We start from the raw sequence: 20,616 nt of genomic DNA, 5'->3' as shown, positions 1-20,616 counted from the left end.
GCTTATGATCTGTGATAGCAAATGCGAGCGGCCTTGTTATCTGTGCCAGGGCAAGGCTAATTGCATCGTCCGGGCCTACGGCCACCGCGCCGGCTAGACGGGCGCTGTGGTCTCAGCATTGAACATGTAACCATGCATAGCCGCACTGATGGCCGCCCTCACCGGTATGGGCTGGGCTTATTGTGCAGACCGAATTACCGTGGCACATGGTTCTACAAATATCGGTCAATGAAATTCCACAACTTAGCTGTTTATCGAAAGGAAAGTCGATACAAGTATTTGCACCTATACAGGCAAGGTTGCCTCTCGCGGAAATGCACGCACCCGTGTCATGGTATTGCCCAACGCAGACTACATAGTTGGCTGAATTCGCTTTTCCGCTAGGCAGCGGCACTATCAGGCACAAAACTAAGATTGCTCTCCACATGATCCCCTCCGGGTGTGATGGGTAGCAACGGTTCAATCGTGAGCAACTGCTAATCTACACCCTTTATTGGTAACTTTCAATCTGCCTCATTTCCCGCAACTTGCCGTCTTCTTACCGGGCACCACGACAAAAGGTAGACGCGGCTCTATCGTCTCAAGGCCGCGTCGATCAAACGGGGCCAGAGTGCCGCGATTGTTGGCATCATGTCTTTCTCTTCGCATTCGTTGAGGTAGCCGATAAAGGCGGTGTCCATCGCCAATTCCGGCCGCTTCGGCATCAGCACACCGGCGCTGTTGCGGCGGCGGTCATAGGCGTACGCGTTGACGGCGGCCAGAATGAAAGCCCACACCTCAGAAGGGGCGACAAGCCCCTCGTCGTCCGAAGTGATGACGGGTTCGCCGTTGGCGTCAACCAATTCGGCGACGCCCGCGCTTTCTTTGATCGCCCACGGCAACGGGGCGGATTGCGGTAGCTGGATCATGATTTTTCCCCGGCTGCTTTAGTGGGATAGGAAAGGCGCTACGATAGAGAATTGATCGAAGCCGATGATTTGGGCTGGTTTCCACTCTGCCACGCAATCCAGGGGGCTTTCCCCGGCTTGGCCGGATAGGAAGTGACCGAAGCGATCATATGCGCCGATACCATCGGCGTAGAACCATGCGGACCGACCGACCTCATCTTTGTGGTGGCCGTCCTCCTCGTCGCGGAAGGGGCGAAGCGGGCCGATCCTGGCGCCGTTCCTGGCGCGATAACTTCGCCCAGTGGCGATGTAGAGAGGACGGGGAGTAGAGGCCCGAGGCCTCACCTCGATATGCGGCGCCGAGCACGCGGCGAGCGGCCGTTTGGTGAAGGCGGATAGTGCGAGTTTGAGGCGGCGTTTCATGCTGAATTGATTCCGAACAAATGTGAGAACGAAATTAGAACGTACAATCCGCACGAAATCAATAGTACATTTTGTACGACACTGGCATGCAGGGCCGCGTTCTTCGGGCGGCGAGCCGGGGGTTAGCAACTTATCGAGACGACAAGCCGACGCGCCTTTAGCCCGGAGGCTTGGACATACGCGCGCCGCCCCCGGCCGAAGAGCCAGGGTTGTGCGGCGCCGCTAAGCGTGCGCACTCTCGGGCGTTGTCGCGCCCTCAGTCTCGTCAGGGTTGCTAAGCCCGATCAGGCTTCTATCACGGATTATTTACCGTGCAACTAAGATGACAAGCCGAGCAAAAGTTTTTAACAATTCGTGATGCAACTAATATGCTTATTACATCACGCTAATACAAACTAACTTGTGAGCGGCCTCGTTTCTTCCGTCAACGACACCGAAGTAGAGAAAAGAAACCGCCGATAGGCCGCGTTGTACTATCTGCTAGCTGCGACCCTTTGCAGCGCTTCAATATGCCCCGGTGTAGGGTGGAACTCGGGGCCTATATGTCCTCGTAATGCATCGAGGCTTGCGGGCCACAGCGGCGAGTTCAGCGAAAGCGCTGGAAAGGCATAGAAATCTATATTAATGTACGACGCTAATTTAGCTGCCGGTTATTTACGGCGGTTCAACCCAACGAACCAAACGCGCGGAACTGTGGGCCGCTAGGGGCGCCGCGTCCAGAGGATGGGCAATGTTCCTCCTATGTGATCGATTGATCGCAGTATTGGCTCTTCTCGCGCTGATGGAAATTCCTGCCCGGTCGCAAGACATCAGCATGTCTCAGGTCGAGGCAACGGTTCGCGGCAAAACCTGTCCCAGCAACACAGGCCACCTTCCGGTTTATAAAAAGGTCATAGAGATTTGCCCGGATTACCATACGCGTATGGGCGATATGCCGTACCATGACAACTGCATCAAGGAATTTGGGCGCCGCAATGATCTGATTCGAGCCTACAACCACCGCATGGATGAGTGCAGTAAAGCTTCCGGACCGGAGACGACGACGAAGAGCAAATTCTCGGACCGGCTGAAGGACGCAACCAAGAGAGCTGAAGGCGCGGAAGAAACCAACAAACGGAACGGTGATGCACTCAGCTCAGGCTATGAAGCAGCGGTGCAGGAAAAATTACAAGCCGACGAAGCGCAGGAAGCGACAGCAGAGGAAGCTAGAAGGCGTCTGGAAGAGAGTGTTCGGAGGCATACTGCGGAGGTGCGTAAGCAGCTTAAAAATGGAAACGCCGAGGTGCAGTTCGACCTAACGCGATGTACACACATTGTCCATGGTGAGGGCTATGTGACGTGTTGGCTTACTCATGGGTGGGACGGCCAAGCTTCTCAATGCGAGCCTCAGAGAGTTATTAACGGCATAAGGTATACTTACTGTCGGGATGATGAATAACAACAGAGACGGACCGAATGCGCACGATTGGCACGATTTTCGCCATAGTCTGTACCACGGTGTTTACGACTGTGTCTCCGTCCTCGAACGCTTTTGGCGATGAGGCGGGCGACGCCCTGCAACTGCTGGCGCAATCATTCAGGTGCCCGGTAAGTGTAGTGGCAGGCATGTCGACCGCTTATAAATATGGCGGCGACCGCTCCAAATTCAGCGTAGTACGTAAATCGATTTCATTCGACCAATCGGAGATGGGCGCCATGAAGAATATTATTTCTGAATCCACATGGGGTAACTTGGATGAAATTGATGTTCGACAAGAAGCGCTCAGAACTGATATAACCGTGTTTTGTACGAAGGACCGGCTTTGCTTGCGGAACGTATTTATTGGCCACAATTGCTGGCCGCACGGTAATTGCGACAAGGACGTAAAGCACAAGGACGTGGTTATTGAGAAAGACTTTTCACTTTGTAGCGAACAAGCTGCCAGTGATGCCGTGGATGCTCTCAAATACCTTATTTCGCATGCCCAATAGTTGCTTGACCGAGATGTCTTGGCCTTGGCCGGCAGTTTTCCAGACGACGCCAATGTACGGCTTCATTGACCCGCCCCCAGGATGGCGCGGCGCATCCGCAAAATCTGATCAGAGGTAAGGGCGCGGACAGCCTTCGCGAGAAGGCCGGCGGTTTCTAGGTTGCCATCGTCGCCGATCCGCATGCATTCCCGTATCAGGATGTTGCGGACCTTTGCGGCGAGCAATGCTTGCTCGGCGGCGACGACGTCGGAGTCGTTCATTTCTTTCGGGGTAGTCTTGCCCATTGCAGTTGATCCTTTTCAAGGGGAAGGCGTGGGCTCAAAGGCCCCATTTGGTTGCGCAAATCGGGCCGATGCCGGCCTTGACGGATTTGGTGTCGGTAAGCTCGCGGCCACAGCAGCCGCAAACCCCGGTGGACCGGCCGTAGTCGATGGCGGCTTTCAGCGGGTCCGCTGCGATGGCGCAAAGCAGCGCCAGGGTGTCCGGGGCGGCCTCACGCCGGGCCGTGAACTGGCCGTTGACGATCTTGCCCACGTACTCACCGCCGGCCGTCTTGTCGGTCACGTAGAGGGTGCCGGGGTGAAGCTTTGCCGGCTTGATCGTGAGGCGTTCGGTGCGGAACAGCGGCTTTTTCAAACCGGATTCCATGGCGGTGGCGAACAGCGCGTTAATCCGGTCGACGCCGACCTCGCCGGACCTATCGGCGGTTTCCGAGGCTCGAGCCGCCGCCTTTTCCTCGCGCTTCCGCTTCACCTCGGCGAGGCTGTTCAACGCGGCGCCGACCTGGCCGGCGGTTAGCTCGCCGTACTGTTCGAACTTCGAAAGCAGTTCACCGGCGAAACAATGCCAGCCCGCGATTTCGCGAAGGCCTTTCATCAGGTCCGGGTTCGCTGCCTCAAACTCGCCCTTAGCGGCCGCGAGGTTCGCGGCCCGCGTCACCTTGCCCTTGGCGGCGGCGGCGACACCCTTGGACACCCTGCCTTTGCCCTGGCACTTGAAACAAGGCTTCCAATCGTAAGAGCGGGCGGCACCCCACCGGCCAGTTCCGTTGCACTTCGGGCACGGGAATGAGGCGTCGCCACCGTTGGCTATGTGAGCGGCGGCGCGGATCTCTTCCGGGGTGGCAACAGGCGCCACCGGGATCGAGGTCATCGGGTCCGTATCGAGGTCGTCAAAGTTCACCATGTCAGCCCCCTTAGTTCGCGAAGCGAGCGGCGACGCGGGCGTCAACGGCGGCCCGGTGCAGCGCATTGGTTTCGGCGCGGGTGAGGTTGAAGAACGTTTCCATTTCGGCGAGGCGCGAGACTTCCGAACACTCGGTCGAGGCCGAGGCCGCCCAATCGGCGGCGGCCTCTTTCGTCATCGTGGCGAGCTTCGCCCGGTTCGGGCAGGCGGCGCGGAAAGAGAAGTAGTGCATTGCTTCGGCCTTCGTTTTCGTTTCCACAACACTCATATACATAGCGAATATCATGGTTGCAATATGCAAACGCTCGGAATGTGATCTTTTTTCGCTTAAAGGTCGAGCGGTCCAGCCTTGTGTTTCAATTCAGAAGGTCTCTGTTCCGCTCAAGATATTCGCGAGCCCACGGCTGCATGATGTAAGAGAATATCGTCAACCTCACGGATACGTTAGCGGCCCTGGTTACAATCTCCTTATGCTCCAGGAGGTTGATCGGCCCGCTGTTCAAATTGGCGTGCACGGATGCTTCGCCATCTATAATAAACCGCCGAAGTATCGCCTTTTCATCGGCGGTCAGACTGCGCAACGTTTTCCTTTTTTCGCGAACGAAAAGCCATGTGTTTATTTTGGGCCTCAGAAAGCCAGCGATAGCCCATATCGCATTTGTGATTAATGCGGCGCCCGATAGGAGCAACAGAACACCCACCCAAATTCGATACGTGTCGCGAAACTGATCGAGTCCTATTTTTTGGCTGTAGGGATCAGGCAAAAACAGCAATACAAACGTCGCGATGAAGATCGGCAGGGCGGCTTTGGAACTTATCTCCTTGGTAAGCGAGAACAGACTGCTAAGCCAATCAGGCATCGACATTCACCCCCTCAAATAACCGGCACGTATAGAGGGTATCGGCCGTCAGACCAAGGCCCCCGTGATATCGCCGGCCACCAGCTTCGATTTCTTGGACTTATTCTTGATCGCTTTTTTCGCGAGCGCCACGGCGAGCGAGTCCACGTCAATGTTGATCTCGATTTCGCGGGTAACAACGCTCTTGGTGGCGTCATCCCAAAGGCGGACGACGCGGCGGAAAGTGGGGTTTGCCATCGTGCTGATTCCTGGGTTGGGGTGAAGGGGGCGGCGGGTCATCCCCGCCAGCCCCGTGGGCCTTACTTCGCGGTCGCCGGGAGGATGACGGCAGAAGGCCCGGATTGAGCGGCGAGCTTGAGGGCGAGGTCGTGGCGCCCACACCATCCCGCGTTATGCCAGACCGTCCAGTCGGTGGCCTCGATAGCTGCCAGGGCTTCGGCGAGCTTGGCGGCGGCGTAGCCCTCGGGCGTGCCATACTTGGCAACGAAGCCCTTGCCCTCGGTCTGCATCTTCGTGGCGTAGACATCGTCGCGGCAGAGGATGTCGCAACGCTTGGCCCGCAGAAACCCCTTGTTCTCTTCGATGGTGGCGGCGGCGTGGTGGAACTGTTCGCGGGCGTGCTTCGTGTTGTGGGCGACGTCTTCGTTGGCGCGGGTAATCGCGGAGTCCTTTGAGCGCTGGAAAACAACGGTGTGGGTATAGGTGCGGTCGGTCTTACGGGTGTGCTCGACCCCGTTGGCGTCAATGGCGGTGTAAACGGTCTTAGGCATGCGGGTGCCCCTCGGTTCGGATGCGGGTTAGCGGGCTTCGCCGGACTTGATGAAGCGCAACCGCTCGCCGGGAGTCATGCTGTCCATATCGCCGGCCTCGACACGCTCGCGGCGGCTGATTTCGTCAAGCATGCGGATGCGCTCGGCCGTGGACAGGCGCGGGGCATCAGCGGCGCGGGCCAGCTCGATCGTGGTGTAGGAGGCGTAAGGCGCGGACTTGAAGGCGGTGTCGGACATCGGGGCAATTCGTTCGTTTGCGTTTCGATAACGTTGATATACGCTGCGAATATCGAAAGCGCAAGAGCCCAGTTTGCAGAATGCCAACTCTTTCGGCCATGACGCCATGTCCACACGTATACATCGCGGAAAATACAAGGAAAAATAGGCCGGAAAATACACCTAATCCGCTGATTTCGCAGCGCTTATTTGAGTGTATGGAAAATCGGGCAAAAACAAATAGCTATTCAGCGCATACAGGCAAATGCGAGGCGCGTAGCGCATAGGCATAAGCGTGACGGGGTTTATTTATTTATATATTTTCATACAAATAAATTTATATATATAGAAACAACGGGTTAGCTGTATTTTTCGGGCGTATGGACGATTTCAGGAAAAATACATGCCGAACCGCGAAGCGTGGATGTTGACGAACCGCAAACGAATCCGGCTTTATGCGCGTCATTCCCGAGCCCATAGAAGGATTCCCGCAATGGACATCATACGCGACATGATCGTGGCTGACCGTGGTAGCCCGAGGCAGTTCCGCAAAGGCCCGCTACCCGAGGATGTCGGGGCCGATACCATCGCCCGGTTGCGCCGCGCCGGTGCTCTGCCGCGTGAGGCCGCCGAGGTCGCCCAGGTCGAGCCCGTGGCCGAGGTCCGCAAAGGCAAGACGAAGTAGGGCCGATGTCCGGCCTTGAGATACGCGCGGACTGGAATACGACGGAGGTCCGCGCCCTCATGCGCAAGCTGCAGGGCGCCCGGCTCCATCAGGCGCTTTCCGTGGCAGTCAACACCACGGCTAAACAGGTCCGCACCAACGCGGCTCGCATCGTAGCGAAGCAAGGGGGATTGAAGCGGGCCGACGTTGATCCCTCAATCCACATCTATCCCTATTCGAAACCCACAACCCTAACCGCTGTTATCCGAGGTTCGGGCCGACCCATCGCCCTGATAAAGTTCGCGGCGAGGCAAACGAAAGCGGGTGTCACCGCAAACGCCTGGGGCGTCCGAAAGCTGTATAAGCACACCTTCATTGCGATAATGCGGTCAGGGCATGAGGGGGTATTCGCCCGCACCACGAAAAAGCGATTCCCGATCAAAGAACTATGGGGGTCAGGTGTTACCCAGGTCATGACCCAAGCCATTGAGCAAGGCGAGATCATCGCCGATGCTCAAGACCGGCTCACCGCCAACGTGGTGCGGCAGTTGAAGCGATACGCCTTCAAGGGTTGATCCTCGACCCTTCACAAACGTTGATGCATCAGGCCTCGGCCTATCGCGCTGCACCCCTCGGCGGAAGGATCAATGCCAGAGGGCCAAAGAGCCGAAACATCAATCATATCAATCGCTTACGATTTCGCGGGTCCTCCGCCGGCGGTGCCAGGGGTGAGGGGGACGCTGCGGCGCACATTCTCTCTAGCGTCTGAAAACCGGAAAAGCATACCTGTAATATACGCGGCGTGTATCATCCATTGATTTTGCGAATGCGTCGCACCGGTCCCGGCGTGCCCGAGCCCAGCGGATTCCTACAACGACATCAATCAGTTGACGATAGCGCGCCCGTGAGACTTCGTCATGTGGCGGTCATCAGCATGCTGCCGACATATCACGGGCGCGAGATCATGGAGGCTGATACCGAACCAGATACTTCCAGACGAGGTAAATCGCAACGGTGGCTCCAACCGCAATAACGGCCCCGACAATAACAGGGTTAAACGGCGTGAATTTCCCGGCATCGTCGTGGATATTACGAAAGACAACAGCGCCTATAATAGAAATTGCAAAGTCTTGCTCCTGCGTATCCGAAACACCATACTTGGCGAATAAGGCGCGCAAAAGTGTCGCAAGGGCGTTTAATTCTTCGTCGTCGGGTTTCGCCAGCGCCGGATTTGACTTAATATCATACGCGTCATTCAATTCTTGTAGAAATGCATCTTGCGAAGCTATGTCGTCGATCCCGCTCAGGGAAAGTGCGAAGGACAGGTCACGATAAGCACGAATAGACATCGATCGTCCCCCTCTTGTTCGAAAATAAAACATTAGCGTTATCTTATGTAGAGTCAACCGCTCGTAGCTTCGTTTGACCACCCTATAACCGACCCGTGCCGCAAGAACTCTTCGCCTCGCAAGTGTTTCACTGTGGCCCGCAAGCCAGGTTTCACCCATTGCGTCGCCGGGTATTTTTTTCGCATCGCCTCGCTTGGCGGGGCGCCGCCGGCCTTCGCCTTGACCTTCGCCCATAGCCGTTCGCGAGCTTCACGGCCGAGGGTGATGACGGCGGCCCCGCATAATGGTGGGTGCCCGGTTCCACGAACCTGGCAATGGTTGGCTTCCCGGCCTCGCGCTCGACCCCGACAAGATCAAGATCAGTGTGCTTGTAACTTTTCGTCTTCACCCAGTTCGCAGTCGGGCCGCTGCGATAGATGCTATGAGCGCGCTTAGACACCACGCCCTCAATCCCGGCTTGATCGACCAGATAGAAGATCGAGGCGGCGTCGCCTGGCAACGCCTCGCTGAATTGAATCCGGGTGCCGGGCTTCACGATGCTGTAGAGCATTTCCCGCCTCGCCTTACAGCCGATGTCTCGCAAATCGTGGCCATTGAGGTGCAGGATATCGAAGGCGCCAAGGATGGCGGCGTACGGGTCTTTCTGGATAACCCGTTGCATCTTGTGGAAGTCGGGCCGGCCATCGTCGCCAGGCACCACGGCTTCGCCGTCAATGATGGCGGACTCAACGCCTAGCTCGCGGGCGGCCTCAACGATGCCGAGGTAACGTTTCGTCCAGTCCGCACCGGAACTCGAATAGGCGCGGATATCATCGGGGCTGTTGATGACGACTTGCGTTCGATAGCCGTCCAGCTTGATCTCATGAATCCAGTCGTCGCCGAGGGGTGGGCTCTTCACGAGCTTGGGCTTCATTGGCGGAATGAACACAAGACGCATGACTGACTCGCAAGAACGCGATTCAATCAGCATTTACTAAAATAGTTCCGAATTCCTTCCGTCGTCAGCGGTGGGTAGGGCCGCCACGGGTCTGGTTCCCGTCCCCTTCCCGTTCCTCCGCTTCCCCCAGAGCCTTGCGAGACGAAATAGCGCGGCAAGACGGGATTGGTGACGAAAGCGCAACGGTTAAGCGCGGACAACGGGCGCTCCGGACACAAGTGCAATCTGCATGATCTGGTGGCCGGTAATGTCGCGGATTGTACAGACTACGTCATCGCCCTCGGTGCGGCCCTTTTGGAGCATAAGTTTGCTGACGATTGCGAAGCCTCTGATCTTGGCCGCCTCTTCGCTTGGGAGGCTGGTTCCGTGTGCGTCGTGATAGACGTCCCCGGCATCGGAAACATCAAAGAAAAATGTAGGCATAGTGGCTCATTTTCTCGCAGTTTCGAGAAACGTCCACCGTACAAATAATACCAATCCGTAAGGTCGGCTCTAAAGAATGTTGGTTACCAGCCTGTCCAAACGGGAGTTCTCGCGATAGGCCAAACGGACCACACTGGCAGCTGCGATGCCCGTTGCAGCACCACCAATCACGTCAGTGAGGTAGTGGGTGCCGATGTAGACTCTCGACCAGCAGACCAGAAATGCCAGAACAGCGAAGCCAAGCGTCCGGCGCGGCAGACCTTGCATCGCAAACGCAGCGACAATCGCTACAGTCGCGGTCGCGTGATCCGACGGGAACGACCAGTCGGCGCTGGGGGCGATCAGCAAATGCGTCACGCCGGCATCATAGGGCCTCATCCGATGAACGAACAAAAGGATGAACTGGTTGATCGCAAGCCCGAGCAGGAACGCCAGTCCCGAAGACAGCGCCGCGTGTCTAACGTGGTGGCGGTCGACCTTCACCCACCATTGCAGGACCACCGCCAGCACCATCAAGGGAACACCGATTTGCGAGATACCGATCATTGCCTTGTCGAGCACCGGGTGAAGCCCGGCCGCCGCGTTGATCCAGTGAGTGAGGGTTGCATCCATTCGTTGTTGCTTCCGTTGTTGTGAACCGCGAGGTGATTTGTGAGAGAAGTCAACGAACGCCGCATCCATCAGATTTTTGAAGTCAGCGTCTGGCTGAAGGGTGCGCACGCCCTGATCGAATGTCTCGGTGGTGTCCTGCTCTATTTCGTCACCACGAGCGCGATTGCGTCATGGGTCAATGCCTTCACACAGGATGAGTTGATCGAAGACCCGAACGATTTCATAGCGGGCCATCTGTCGCAGATGGCGAGCAGTTTCTCGGTCGCCAGCAAGGAATTCTACGCCTTCTATCTCCTCAGCCACGGCCTGATCAAACTGCTGTTGGTCGTCGGGCTTCTGCGAGGCAAGTTGTGGTCGTATCCTGCCTCGCTCATAGCGCTTGGAGCGTTCATGGTCTACCAAGTCTACCGCTGGTCCTACACCCACTCCCCCGGTCTTTTGGTCCTGACCGTGTTTGACGCGGTGGTGATGGTGTTGATCTGGCACGAATGGCGGGTGATGCAGCGGCAAAGGCCAGCATGATCACGGAGCTATGAGCTTCGCCTTAGCTCAACTCATCTGACGGCCGCACGTCTTGCAAATCAGAACCGACGTCGCGCACATGCCGCCACCTCGGGCGCCGGGATCAAGTAGCGCGTTTCTTCACCCTTGATCTTCCGGCAAACGATGTTGTGGCCTTTCTTGCGAAGGGTGCCGGCGATGTAGCCGCGCAAGGTATGGGCCTGCCATTCCGTGCCTTCGATAAGCTCGGCGAAGGTGGCGCCGTTCTCGCGCGACACAAGCTCAATGATCTTAGCCGCCTTCGTCTGCTTGGGCGCCTTCGCCGGCTTCGGACCCTCGGTCGCGATGCGCTGGCGCCGCGCGGCACGGCGTGCCTCGATTTCCTCGGGCGTGGACTTGGTCGGCGGAAGGTCCTCAACGGCGGCCTTCATGTCGGCCGGCGTCATCTTGCGGGCTTCGCTCACCTTCGCCTTGTTCGCCTTGGTGGCGGTAGCGACCTCGGTCGGCGTCATGTCCGCGACCTTGGCGACCTCGGCCTCGATGTTGAGCACGCCCGGCACGCTGCCGCTGGTTTCGCTGGCAAGCATTTCAACCGCCGAGGCGGCGGCCGTCTCGGGATCATAGGGCCGGCCGTTGACGAAAGCGGCGGCAGCGATGTCGGCGGGGATACCCTCGGCCAGCACCTTAGACGGGGCGGCGACATGGGGATACCATTCGCGGGCGCCAGGGCTCACCGCGACCGGCTCATCAGCGATGTAGCCGGGGAACTTGCCCGCCAGTTGCTTGGCAAACCGCTTCGCATTCGACTTCACATTGAAGGACTTCATTGTCGTTTCCAATTCGGCTAGAGTGTTTGCAATTCGCAAACATTACATACCGTCGAATATGCGCCATGTATATAGCTAGGATCAAAAAAAGTGGGCGGCCGGAAAAACCTTGAGGGTGTCAGCCTTGCCGCGTTTGCCCGAGAAATGGGCGTTACGCCTAACGCGGTGAGGCAAAGAGTACAGCGCGGAAGCCTGGCCGGGGTCATCCTGGCGGACGGTTCCGTCGACGCGGTCAAAGCGCGGGTCCAATGGTTTGCAAATAGCAATCCAAACCAGCAACGCCGGAAGCCGGCGGCGAAGACATCGAAGCTTCGCGAGGCGGCCGAGGGCGCCGAGGAAAACAGCGAATACGACCTCAAGGTTGAGCGTATGGCCGTCGATCTTGAGGCCGCCAAGATCAACCTTGAGCGGTTGAAGGAAGCCACGGTCGACCGCGAGGAAGCGCGCCGCGCCATCCGCTCGCTTATGCTGGTCTTCCGCGCCGCCATGCTGAATTTCGCAAACCGCCACGCCTCGGATATCGCGGCCGAGGTCGAGGCGGACCCGGTGCGACTCGCCGGTGCGCTTGAAGGGTACATGCGCGTCGCCCTGGCCGAGCTTGCCAAGACGCGGGCACCGCTGGACGCCGGAACCTTCGGGGACTCCGCGTGCTAAGCGAGGGCGCCTTTGAGTACCTGTTTGAGGAAGGGATTGCGGCCATTGAGCCCGACCCGCCCTTCACCGTTTCGGAATGGGCGGACGAACACCGTTTCCTAAGTTCGAAGGCGTCGTCGGAACCGGGCAAGTGGCGGACCTCGCGCACCCCGTACCTCCGCGAAATCATGGACTCGCTGTCCACCTATTCGGCGGTTGAAACCGTGGCGCTCATGAAGGGCGTGCAAATCGGCGCCTCGGAAGCTGGCTTCAACTTCGTCGGCTACACAATCCACCATTCGCCCGGCCCGATTATGTACGTCCTGCCGACTATCGCCATGGCGAAAAAGTTCAGCAAGACGCGCATTGATCCGATGATTTCGGAAAGCCCCGTGCTCTCCGAAAAGATACAGCCAGCTCGGGCGCGCGATAGCGGCAACACGATTGAGCAAAAGGACTTTGACGGCGGCGCCCTGTTCATGGCCGGCGCGAACTCGGGTTCCGGCCTTCGCGGCTCGCCGGTGTCCCGCTTGGTGCTGGACGAAGTCGACGCCTACCCCGCATCGGCGGATGACGAAGGCGACCCCGCCATGCTCGCGATCAAGCGAACGGCGAACTTCCCGCGTCGCAAAATTTTCATCACGTCTTCGCCAAAGCTCAAGATCAATAGCCGTATCGAGAAAGCCTTTAAGGACGGCGACCAACGCTATTACAACGTGAAGTGTGAGGCGTGCGGCACCCTGCAGCCCATCATGTGGGCCGCGATCAAATGGGAGAAGGGGCGACCGGAAACGGCGGCCTTCGTTTGCCAGGCGGCGGACCCGGACACCGGCGAGCTTTGCGAGCACCGCCACACCGAAGCCCGCAAAAAGTTCCTGCTGTCCGAAGACTGCGGCGCCGAATGGGTTCCTACCGCGACGCCGATCCGGCCGAACGTCCGAAGCTATCACCTTTCCGCGCTCTACTCGCCTTGGTTCAAATGGTCCGAATGCGTCTCGGAATTCTTGGCGGCGAAAGACGACCCCGCGCTGCTACAGATTTTCGTCAACACCGTTCTAGGCGATTCATGGGAAGACCTCAGCGGCGAGAAGGCGGACCCCGAGGCCCTGCTTTCGAAGCGCGAAGATTTCACGGGCTGCCCCGCTCGCGTCGCCCTCATCACTTCCGGCGTTGACGTGCAGCCCGACCGCCTCGAATGCGAAACCGTGGGATGGGGACGCGACGAGGAATCGTGGTCGCTTGATTACAAGGTCTTCCACGGCGACCCGTCTCAACAAGAGGTTTGGGATCAGCTTGACGATTATTTGCGCGAGCGCTTCCCGCACCCCGCCTTCCCGAGTGGCATGGCGATTTCTGCCACCTCGGTCGACACCGGTGGCGCGAACACGCAAGACGTTTACCGCTTCGTCAAGCCGCGCGAGGGCCGCCGCATTTGGGGTATCAAGGGTTACGCCGGCAGGCGCCCGGTGTGGCCGAAAAAGCCGACGCGAAACAACAAAGGCCGGATCAACCTTTTCCCCATCGGCGTGGACAGCGCGAAGGAAACCATAACCAAGCGGCTCGAGAAGACGGGGCCAGGTGTGAGCGGGGCCGGCGCCTGTCACTTCCCGATGGAACGCGATAAAGAATACTTCGATCAGATGACGGCCGAGGTGAAGAAAACCCGGTACGTCAAAGGCTTCAAAGACGTGTATTGGTGGAAGCCGGACAACGCCAGGAATGAGGCGTTGGACTGCCGCGTCTACGCCTATGCCGCATTGCAAGGGTTGATCGCGGCCGGCATCGTTTTGAACCGCGAGGCCACCAAGGTCGAGGGCAGGCTAGCCCCCGCCGAGCCCGCACCGGCGCTGCTGCCGCCGGCCCCGGAAGCACCGGCGCCCGCGCCCGAGGCCCCGCCCACGGCCGAGCCGGCGGACGAATCGCAACATGCTGGAATTCAGCCGCCTCGGGCGAGTGGTAAAGTGCACCGGAAACGGCGTCGCGTCGTCGCTAGCCCGTACATGTGATGTCATGACCGATTTGGAAATTCTCATTGCCACCAAGGCGGCGCTGCTTAAGGCGATGCGCTCGGGCGCGCTTATCGTCCAGCACGGCGACAAGCGCGTGCAGTATCGCAGCATTGAGGATTTGAGGTCGGCCCTGGCTGGCATCAACGACGAGATTGCCACCGCCGAGGGCCGGCCTCGAAAGCGCGTGTTCTACCTTGACGTTCGGCGGGGCTACTGATGGGCATTTTTACAGGCATCCGGCGGGTAGCTCATGCTTTCCGCGTGGCGGGCGGCGGCACGAACTCATTTGAGGCGGCCGGCAACGGCCGGCGCTTGCGCGGCTTCAACCCGTCCCGCAACCATATCAATGTTGCCATCCGAGCCGCCGGCCCGACCTTGGTCGCCCGTGGCCGCTGGCTTTACGAAAACGATGGTTACGCCGGCAACGCCGTGGACGAATGGGCCTCGCAGGCCGTTGGCGATGGCATCAAGCCCCGCCCCCGCTTCAAGGGAAAGAAGGCCGCAAAGGCGGCGCTGCTCAACCTGTTCTTGAAGTGGACGGACGAAGCGGACGCCGAGGGCAATACCGATTATTTCGGCATCCAAGAGAAGGTCGCCCGCGAGGCCTATCTAGCGGGCGAGTGCTTCGTGCGCCTTCGCAATCGCCGGCTTGGCGATATGTGGACCGTACCTTTTCAGTTGCAGATTCTGACGACCGAAATGCTGGACATGGGATTCAGCGCCTCGCTACCTGGCGGCAATTTCGTGGTCGCCGGCATCGAATTCAACTTGCTCGGCGCCCGCGTCGCTTATCATTTCTGGCGCTATCACCCGACCGATGAACGGCCGCCGAACTCCGCGAACGCACGCGACCGCGTCCGCGTGCCGGCTTCCGAGGTGTTCCACGTCTTTGACGGGCGCCAGGGCGGGCAAATCCGCGGTGTCCCCCGAATCGCCCGCGCGCTGGTCAAAATCTTCGGTCTTGAGATCTACGACGACGCCGAAATCGACCGCAAGAAAAACGCCGCGCTCTTTACCGCGTTCCTGATCGGCCGGGGTGAAAACCCCATGTCTGTGAACGAAGACGAAGACGAAGACGAAACGCCGATTGCCGGCATGGAACCCGGCGCAATCATCGACCTCGGCGACGATAAGGACATCAAATTTTCGGCGCCGGCCGAGGTGGGTGGGTCTTATGAGGCGTTCCAGTATCGCACCATCTTGAAGATTTGCGCCGGCCTCGGGGTGCCATATTCCTACGTCACCGGCGATATGACCAAGGGCAATTTCGCCAACGTCCGCACCGACATTATCCGGTTCCGCCGCCGCGTTTCGCAGTGGCAGAACAACACGCTGATCTTTCAGCTTTGCCGCCCGGTGTGGGTTGCCTTCGTTGAGCGCGCCGTGATGGCCGGTCTTATCGAGCTTCCCGGCTATGACGAAGACCCGACCGAATATTGGGCATGCGACCACCTTCCGCCGCGCCAGGAATGGATTGACCCGGCTAAGGACATCGCGGCCGAGAGGGAAGCGATCAAGGGCGGCTTGAAGAGCCGCACGCAATCCATTGCCGAACGTGGCTATGACCGCGAAGACGTGGACGACGAGATCGAGGAAGAGCGCGCCGAGGCGGCGGGGCGGAAGACCCCGCTTGTATTCGATACGGACGGAACCGCGCCGCCAGCCGCGCCGAGCGCGCCGCCGCCGCCCGCGAACGACGACCCCGCTGACAACGAAGACGACCCGCCGGAGGATATCCCAAATGCCGCGTGACCTTCCGCTAGTCGCCAGTTTGCTTTTCGATACGCCCTTGCTCATCCATCGCGGCAAGGCGAACACCATCCTGACCGCGATTGGCCCCCGCATCCTTGACGGCATGGCGGTGAGTGTCAGCGATATCCCGCGCCCGCAACGCGAGGCCCGAGGCGGCGTAGGGCGAGCCTTCCGAAGCGGCGGCTATATGGCCGACAACGGTATCGCCGTTCTGCCGGTGCTCGGAACGCTGATACGGCGCGGTTCCTGGCTGGACTCCGAGTCCGGCCTTACCAGCTATTCCGCGCTGTCCGATGCGGTCACTGAAATCATGCACGACCCCGCGACGCGCGGGCTCATGCTTGAGCTTGATTCCCCCGGCGGTGAGGCGAACGGATGCTTTGACCTGGCGCGCTTCATTCGCAGCGCCAGCGAAGCCACCGGCATACCGGTGTGGTGCCATGTCAACGAAGTGGCGGCCTCGGCCGGCTACGCAATCGCTAGCTCGGCCTCGCAAATATGGGTGCCGACCACGGGCGAGGTCGGTTCAATTGGCTGTCTGGCCGCGCATGTGGACGTGAGCGAAGCGGACAAGATGGCCGGCGTTCGCTGGAATTACATTTTCTTCGGCGCCGAGAAAGCGGACGGCAACCCGCATGAGCCGTTGAGCGACCGCGCCAGGGCATCATTGCAGGCCGATGTTGACGCCCTCGGCGAAATGTTTGTGCAGCTTGTTTCGCAACATCGTGGAATCGACGCGGATAAGATCCGTGCTACGGAAGCAGGCATGTTTCGCGGTGCCGAAGCGGTTGAGTCTGGCCTGGCTGATAAGTCCGGCACATTCGACGAAGCCTTGGAAGCGTTCGCGAATAGCGTTGACGAAATGCAAACGGTTACGCCTCAAGCGTCGTCAAAATCGAGATTGAAGGTAGGGCTTATGACCAAGGTTCTTGCACAGACTCCCCCGGCCCCCGTTGTGGAGCCCGAGCCCGCCCCGGCCCCGGCGCCGGCCCCCGTGGCACCCGCCCCGGCGGCCCCTGCAGCGGTTGATACCACCGCAGCCGCCCAGGAAATGGAAAGGCTTCTGTCCGCCGAGACGGCGCGTTGCGAAGGCCTCGCCGCCATCGCCGCCCAGGCCGACCGCCTCGGCGTCACGTTCAACGTGGGCGAGGCCATCAAGGCGAAAATGAGCGTGGCCGACGCCCGCTCCAAGGTTCTGGACGCGGCAGCGGCAGGCGACGGCGAAAACATTTCGCCCATCGCGGCCCCGAAGGCCAAGGCCGAAACGAGCAAGGTTCTCGACGCGGCCGGCAAGGCCAGCGCGTGGGCAAAGGCAATGAAGCGCAAGTAAGCGCGGCAACAGGAGAATTTCGCAATGTCTACCGTTCTCACCGAAGGCCGCCGCATCGGCGCCCACATCATCAGCGAGTCGGCCGGCGAAACCGGCGGCATGCGCTCGCGTGAGGTTGGCGTGCTCACCGGCAACGTCAAGTTCTTGAATGGAACCGTGCTCGGCCAGGTCGGGGTCGGCGCCGCCGTAGCCGCTGCCAATGGCGGCAACACCGGCAACGCCACGATTTCGGCGGTGACGACCGGCGCTGGCGCAAAGTCCGGCGTCTACAAGGTGGACTTTACCGCCGCTACCAAGTTCGACGTGACCGACCCGGACGGCTTCAAGATCAAGTCCGGCGCCACCGGCGCGGCCTATGCCGACGACCTCGGCTTCACCATCACGGCCGGCGCGACCCCGATGGTTGCGGGTGACGGCTTCACCATCACGGTCGCCGCCGGCACCAAGAAGTTCAAGAAGCTTGATCCGGCCGCCGGTGATGGTTCGCAGAATGCCGCCGCCATTCTGTTCGGTGACGTTGACGCCACCACCGCCGATCAGAAGGCGGTTCTTACCGTCCGCGAATCCGAAGTCAGCGACTTCGAACTCGTCTGGCCGGTGGGCATTTCGGACACGAACAAGGCCGCCGCAATCGCCGCGCTCGGCAAAAAGGGAATCATCGTTCGCTAAGAACAGCGACGGGGAAAACGAGGAACCGCACCTATGCATATGGACATCTTCAACGACGACGCGTTTTCCGCCGTCTCTATGACCGTGGCGCTTGAAGACTACGAATTCAAGCCGAACCTGATCGGGTCCATGAACCTGTTCACGGACGTTCCGATTTCGACGGAACACGTCTCGGTCGAGCGCCGCGCCGGCAACGTCTTGAGCATCATTCAGACCTCGGAACGCGGCTCGCCGCTGGAAGAGGGCAAGCGGGATGGTCGCTCGATCCGCAAGTACGATACCAGCCGTATCGCCAAGGGCCACACCATCCGCGCATCCGAAATTCAGAACATGCGCGCGTTCGGCACCGAGTCGGAACTCGAAACCATGATTGGTTACGTGGGCCGCTACGAACAGCGCCTTATCGGCGACGTGGAACTGACCTGGGAAAACATGCAGCTTGGCGCGCTGCAGGGCAAGGTTCTGGACGCTGACGGCACCGTGATCGTTGATTGGTTCTCCGAGTGGGGAATCGCGGTTCCCGATGAAATCGACTTCGCGCTGGACACCGCCACCACGGACGTCGAACAGAAGTGCCGCGCCATCATCCGCACGATGATGGAAGCCAGCCGGGGCGCCTGGACGATGGGCACCCGCGTTATCGGCCTGGCCGGCGACGCGTTCTTCGACAAGCTCACCGGCCACAAGTCCGTTCGCGAGATCTACTTGAACACCTCGCAAGCGCAGACCCTTTCCCGCGCCTTCGGCGTTGCCACTCAGAGCGTGTTCAACGCCGGCTCTTATGCGGTGTTCGACTACGGCGGTATTCTGTTCATCAACTATCGCGGCAGCGACTCGTTCAGCGATGCCGGCACGCCGGGCACCAAGGCCGGCCTGGGTATCAAGTCGACCAAGTGCAAGTTCTTCCCGATGAACGCGCCCGATGTCTTTCAGAAGGCATTTGCGCCGGGTGAGGCCTTCGACATGGTCAACACCCTCGGCCGCCCGCTCTACGCGATGATGATCCGCGACGAGAAGCGCAACTTTTGGGTTCGCCCCGAGGTCTATTCCTATCCGCTGTACATCTGCACGCGGCCGGAAATGCTGCTCACCGCGAAGGCCACGGCCGCCGGTTAATCCGGCGGCGGCTTACTCCCATGGATTGGCACGGCCTCCTAGACGATATGACCGGCATAGTTCGGGATACGTTCGGCGAGGCCGTGGCCGTCATCTACAGGCGTACCGAGACTGGCGAAGTAAAGCCGGACTTGATCGCAATCTTCGATTACGAACACGCCGAGCTTCAGGCCGGCGGCAAGGTGTCCACCACGTCCCGAATTCCGGTGCTGGACGTGCGCAACGCTGACCTCGGATTCGACCCGCTGCCCGATGACGAAGTGACGATTTCCGGCCAGGGCGTTTTCCGCGTCATCGACACCTTTGCGGACTCGTCCAAAAACACAAAGCTGCATCTGCGAAAGAAATAGGCGATGGCCTCGGCACCGCACCCGCGAAAGCTCATCCGTGCCGCCGCCGCCGCCTTGCTTGCGGCGCCCGATGCCAGCACGCCGCCGGTGTTCCCTACGGCGGCCAAAGCCCGCGTCTATGACAGCCGAGACTTTCCCGCCGACGCGCGCATCATGCCCGTGGTAGTGGTCTACACCGGCGACGATGTCATCGACCCGGACTATCGCCATGACGGCGGCGTTAGGCGCCGGTTTCTCAAGCTCATGGTCGAGTGCTACGCGGTCGGCGATGACGGCGCCGAGGCGGTGGACGCTTGCGCCTTTGAGGTTGAAAACTGGCTTCACGCAAACCCGACGCTCGGCAATCTTGTCGAGTGGTGCACGATCAATTCAACGGTTACAGCCTTCGCCGAAACGGCCGAGGTTGCGTTGTGGACCTCGGTCCTAACCTTCGACGTGGTCTATTACACGCAACTGATAGAGGTCGAGGGCCGGCGCCCGACGACCGTCATGCTCGGCTATGATCCTGAAACCGGCATAGGCCATGAGCCCGATTACACCGATGTAACGGGAGCGATGCCCGATGCTTGAGCGCCGCGAAAAGGACATCACGGACCTTGAGCGCCGCGTGTCCAATTCGGTCATTGTGGGCAAGGTTTCGCAGGTCGACCACGCGAAAGCGCGCTACCGCGTGAAGGCCGGCCGCTTCGAAAGCGACTGGCTACCCTTTACCAGCGCTCGGGCTGGCGAAACGCGGTCCTATGACAGCCTCGACGTGGGCGAACAGGTGGTTATCGTCTCGCCCTCGGGCGACCCCTCACAGGGCGTCATTGTGGGCTCTATCGCTACCCAGGCGAAGCAAGCGGCGGACAAGGGCAACATTCACCGCACCATTTACCCGGACGGCACGGTCGTTGAGTACGACCACGATGCGAAGGCCTACAAGATGGACGTCGCCGAGGGCGGCAGCTACGCCCTCAACATCGAGGGCGGGGCCTCGATCCATGCCACCGGCGGCGATATCAAGATCAAGGCGCCAGGCGGCATCGCCATTGAGTCCGCCACGCTTACCCACAACGGCAAAGACATTTCCAACATGCACGAACACACCGGCGTTGAGCCTGGCGGCAGCAACACCGGCCCGGTGGCGTAA

At 59.7% G+C, this 20,616-nt stretch carries 29 protein-coding genes; 15 read left to right on the top strand and 14 right to left on the bottom strand.

Annotated features, from left to right (window positions below; genetic code table 11):
• Positions 1-572: 572 nt before the first annotated feature.
• Entirely contained in the window at positions 573-908 is a 336-nt protein-coding gene (locus O7A05_RS09160; RefSeq protein ID WP_337092670.1) for a hypothetical protein, read from the bottom strand.
• A gap of 18 nt (positions 909-926) precedes the next feature.
• The gene (locus O7A05_RS09155) at positions 927-1,310 is read right to left on the bottom strand and encodes a hypothetical protein (RefSeq protein ID WP_337092669.1); all 384 of its coding nucleotides are present in this window, start codon (positions 1,308-1,310) and stop codon (positions 927-929) included.
• A gap of 730 nt (positions 1,311-2,040) precedes the next feature.
• Between O7A05_RS09155 and O7A05_RS09150 the strand changes: the two genes are divergently transcribed.
• Both O7A05_RS09150 and O7A05_RS09145 read left to right on the top strand, forming a co-directional pair.
• Complete coding sequence (locus tag O7A05_RS09150; protein WP_337092668.1) at positions 2,041-2,748, top strand: hypothetical protein; 708 nt, start codon at positions 2,041-2,043, stop codon at positions 2,746-2,748.
• 17 nt (positions 2,749-2,765) lie between these two features.
• Positions 2,766-3,281 carry a hypothetical protein gene (locus tag O7A05_RS09145; protein ID WP_337092667.1) on the top strand — a complete coding sequence of 172 codons (516 nt, stop codon included), beginning with the start codon at positions 2,766-2,768 and terminating at the stop codon, positions 3,279-3,281.
• A 62-nt stretch (positions 3,282-3,343) separates the two neighbouring features.
• On the opposite strand, the gene O7A05_RS09140 is transcribed toward O7A05_RS09145, so the two are convergent.
• The 7 genes from O7A05_RS09140 to O7A05_RS09110 all read right to left on the bottom strand — a co-directional run bounded on the left by O7A05_RS09140 (position 3,344) and on the right by O7A05_RS09110 (position 6,333).
• A complete protein-coding gene (locus O7A05_RS09140) occupies positions 3,344-3,565 on the bottom strand; it encodes a hypothetical protein (RefSeq protein WP_337092666.1) in 222 nt (73 codons plus the stop codon).
• Positions 3,566-3,599: 34 nt separating this feature from the next.
• On the bottom strand, positions 3,600-4,466 hold the full coding sequence (locus tag O7A05_RS09135) for a DUF6011 domain-containing protein (protein ID WP_337092665.1): 867 nt from the start codon (positions 4,464-4,466) through the stop codon (positions 3,600-3,602).
• 10 nt (positions 4,467-4,476) lie between these two features.
• Positions 4,477-4,698, bottom strand: a complete 222-nt coding sequence (locus O7A05_RS09130; protein WP_337092664.1) for a hypothetical protein — start codon at positions 4,696-4,698, stop codon at positions 4,477-4,479.
• A gap of 124 nt (positions 4,699-4,822) precedes the next feature.
• Positions 4,823-5,332 carry a superinfection exclusion B family protein gene (locus tag O7A05_RS09125; protein WP_337092663.1) on the bottom strand — a complete coding sequence of 170 codons (510 nt, stop codon included), beginning with the start codon at positions 5,330-5,332 and terminating at the stop codon, positions 4,823-4,825.
• Positions 5,333-5,374: 42 nt separating this feature from the next.
• Positions 5,375-5,563 carry a hypothetical protein gene (locus O7A05_RS09120; RefSeq protein WP_337092662.1) on the bottom strand — a complete coding sequence of 63 codons (189 nt, stop codon included), beginning with the start codon at positions 5,561-5,563 and terminating at the stop codon, positions 5,375-5,377.
• Positions 5,564-5,625: 62 nt separating this feature from the next.
• Complete coding sequence (locus O7A05_RS09115) at positions 5,626-6,096, bottom strand: hypothetical protein (protein ID WP_337092660.1); 471 nt, start codon at positions 6,094-6,096, stop codon at positions 5,626-5,628.
• A gap of 27 nt (positions 6,097-6,123) precedes the next feature.
• A complete protein-coding gene (locus O7A05_RS09110; RefSeq protein WP_337092659.1) occupies positions 6,124-6,333 on the bottom strand; it encodes a hypothetical protein in 210 nt (69 codons plus the stop codon).
• Between the two features lie 382 nt (positions 6,334-6,715).
• On the opposite strand from O7A05_RS09110, the gene O7A05_RS09105 reads away from it, so the two are divergent.
• Positions 6,716-6,997: a hypothetical protein gene (locus O7A05_RS09105; protein WP_337092658.1), complete on the top strand. Its 282-nt coding sequence runs from the start codon at positions 6,716-6,718 to the stop codon at positions 6,995-6,997.
• A gap of 59 nt (positions 6,998-7,056) precedes the next feature.
• On the top strand, positions 7,057-7,551 hold the full coding sequence (locus O7A05_RS09100) for a phage tail protein (RefSeq protein ID WP_337092657.1): 495 nt from the start codon (positions 7,057-7,059) through the stop codon (positions 7,549-7,551).
• A gap of 387 nt (positions 7,552-7,938) precedes the next feature.
• Here O7A05_RS09100 and O7A05_RS09095 read toward each other — a convergent pair whose 3' ends face one another.
• The 4 genes from O7A05_RS09095 to O7A05_RS09085 form a co-directional block, all read right to left on the bottom strand.
• The gene (locus O7A05_RS09095; protein ID WP_337092656.1) at positions 7,939-8,325 is read right to left on the bottom strand and encodes a hypothetical protein; all 387 of its coding nucleotides are present in this window, start codon (positions 8,323-8,325) and stop codon (positions 7,939-7,941) included.
• Positions 8,326-8,476: 151 nt separating this feature from the next.
• Positions 8,477-9,262 (bottom strand): ATP-dependent DNA ligase, encoded by a 786-nt coding sequence (locus tag O7A05_RS09090; protein ID WP_337092655.1) that lies wholly within the window; start codon positions 9,260-9,262, stop codon positions 8,477-8,479.
• Positions 9,263-9,448: 186 nt separating this feature from the next.
• A complete protein-coding gene (locus O7A05_RS34375; RefSeq protein WP_415926981.1) occupies positions 9,449-9,685 on the bottom strand; it encodes a DUF6894 family protein in 237 nt (78 codons plus the stop codon).
• A gap of 69 nt (positions 9,686-9,754) precedes the next feature.
• Positions 9,755-10,297, bottom strand: a complete 543-nt coding sequence (locus O7A05_RS09085; RefSeq protein WP_337092654.1) for a phosphatase PAP2 family protein — start codon at positions 10,295-10,297, stop codon at positions 9,755-9,757.
• A gap of 39 nt (positions 10,298-10,336) precedes the next feature.
• Here O7A05_RS09085 and O7A05_RS09080 point away from each other — a divergent pair, with 39 nt between their 5' ends.
• Positions 10,337-10,819, top strand: coding sequence for a DUF2127 domain-containing protein (locus O7A05_RS09080; protein WP_337092653.1), 483 nt, complete (start codon positions 10,337-10,339; stop codon positions 10,817-10,819).
• A gap of 59 nt (positions 10,820-10,878) precedes the next feature.
• Here the strand turns inward: O7A05_RS09080 and O7A05_RS09075 are convergent, their stop codons facing one another.
• Entirely contained in the window at positions 10,879-11,625 is a 747-nt protein-coding gene (locus O7A05_RS09075; protein ID WP_337092652.1) for a DUF3489 domain-containing protein, read from the bottom strand.
• Positions 11,626-11,715: 90 nt separating this feature from the next.
• On the opposite strand from O7A05_RS09075, the gene O7A05_RS09070 reads away from it, so the two are divergent.
• The 10 genes from O7A05_RS09070 to O7A05_RS09025 are packed head-to-tail and all read left to right on the top strand — an operon-like array spanning position 11,716 to position 20,616.
• Entirely contained in the window at positions 11,716-12,279 is a 564-nt protein-coding gene (locus O7A05_RS09070) for a hypothetical protein (RefSeq protein ID WP_337092650.1), read from the top strand.
• Positions 12,273-14,264: a phage terminase large subunit family protein gene (locus O7A05_RS09065; RefSeq protein ID WP_337092648.1), complete on the top strand. Its 1,992-nt coding sequence runs from the start codon at positions 12,273-12,275 to the stop codon at positions 14,262-14,264. The genes O7A05_RS09070 and O7A05_RS09065 overlap by 7 nt, the downstream gene beginning before the upstream one ends.
• 4 nt (positions 14,265-14,268) lie before the next feature.
• Positions 14,269-14,484, top strand: a complete 216-nt coding sequence (locus tag O7A05_RS09060) for a phage head-tail joining protein (RefSeq protein WP_337092646.1) — start codon at positions 14,269-14,271, stop codon at positions 14,482-14,484.
• Positions 14,484-16,019, top strand: coding sequence for a phage portal protein (locus O7A05_RS09055; protein WP_337092645.1), 1,536 nt, complete (start codon positions 14,484-14,486; stop codon positions 16,017-16,019). Before O7A05_RS09060 ends, O7A05_RS09055 begins: the two co-directional genes overlap by 1 nt.
• Positions 16,009-17,349, top strand: a complete 1,341-nt coding sequence (locus tag O7A05_RS09050) for a S49 family peptidase (protein WP_337092644.1) — start codon at positions 16,009-16,011, stop codon at positions 17,347-17,349. Before O7A05_RS09055 ends, O7A05_RS09050 begins: the two co-directional genes overlap by 11 nt.
• 24 nt (positions 17,350-17,373) lie before the next feature.
• Positions 17,374-18,018: a head decoration protein gene (locus O7A05_RS09045; RefSeq protein WP_337092643.1), complete on the top strand. Its 645-nt coding sequence runs from the start codon at positions 17,374-17,376 to the stop codon at positions 18,016-18,018.
• Positions 18,019-18,051: 33 nt separating this feature from the next.
• Complete coding sequence (locus O7A05_RS09040) at positions 18,052-19,134, top strand: major capsid protein (protein WP_337092642.1); 1,083 nt, start codon at positions 18,052-18,054, stop codon at positions 19,132-19,134.
• Positions 19,135-19,154: 20 nt separating this feature from the next.
• Positions 19,155-19,484, top strand: coding sequence for a head-tail joining protein (locus tag O7A05_RS09035; RefSeq protein ID WP_463150760.1), 330 nt, complete (start codon positions 19,155-19,157; stop codon positions 19,482-19,484).
• Between the two features lie 3 nt (positions 19,485-19,487).
• Positions 19,488-20,054, top strand: a complete 567-nt coding sequence (locus tag O7A05_RS09030) for a hypothetical protein (RefSeq protein ID WP_337092640.1) — start codon at positions 19,488-19,490, stop codon at positions 20,052-20,054.
• Positions 20,047-20,616, top strand: a complete 570-nt coding sequence (locus O7A05_RS09025) for a phage baseplate assembly protein V (protein ID WP_337092639.1) — start codon at positions 20,047-20,049, stop codon at positions 20,614-20,616. The genes O7A05_RS09030 and O7A05_RS09025 overlap by 8 nt, the downstream gene beginning before the upstream one ends.

The sequence above is a fragment of the Mesorhizobium argentiipisi (SeqCode) genome (genome assembly GCF_037179585.1).
Classification (GTDB): Bacteria; Pseudomonadota; Alphaproteobacteria; order Rhizobiales; family Rhizobiaceae; genus Mesorhizobium; species Mesorhizobium argentiipisi.
The sequence above is the reverse complement of the archived record's forward strand: the minus strand, read 5'-3'. Positions and strand labels throughout refer to the sequence as shown.